The sequence below is a fragment of the Vibrio sp. 811 genome, assembly GCF_033339195.1.
Map to the genome: position 1 here is coordinate 1 of NZ_JAWOUB010000889.1, position 531 is coordinate 531.

The following is a 531-nucleotide window of genomic DNA, read 5'->3' on the forward strand; positions in this document are numbered from 1 at the left end:
TAAAGCGTTCGCAACGCTCATCCACTTACCAACGCTGGATGAACGCAAAGAAGATATTGGCCCACTTTACAAACACTTCGTACGTCATGCAGCAAGTCGTTATCAGCTGCAACCACCGCACATCAGTTTGGACGAAGTACGCCGAATTACAGAGCTTTCTTGGCCAGAAAACGTTAAACAACTGCGCCAATTTGCGGAGCTGCGCGCTCTCAAACCTGAGACTTTTCGCATGGAAGATTGGGACAGTGAAAAGAGCATCGAAATTCAGAGCATGACTCAACGCACAGAACACTTTGAATATTGTCTGTTATTTGATGCATTGCAGCGACACAGAGGCAGACTTAAAGAGGTTCAACTAGAATTACAGGTGTCACGCAAGACCTTGTACGACAAACTAAAAAAACATCAGTTGGACAAATCGAAGTTTAAGGCTCAGTAGCAATACCTCAAAATCTCTTCAGCCTTTCAGCGAGAACGGGCTGAAGCCAGACGGGTAACCAGAGCGAATGTCCTCTGTTACTTATTTTTATT

Annotated in this window: 1 protein-coding gene; it reads left to right on the forward strand. The window is 44.8% G+C overall.

Annotated elements, in window-relative coordinates; genetic code table 11:
• A partial coding sequence (locus tag R7Q46_RS29960) for a helix-turn-helix domain-containing protein (RefSeq protein WP_318078691.1) occupies nucleotides 1-439 on the forward strand: 439 nt, incomplete at its 5' end.
• Between the last annotated feature and the right edge of the window lie 92 nt (nucleotides 440-531).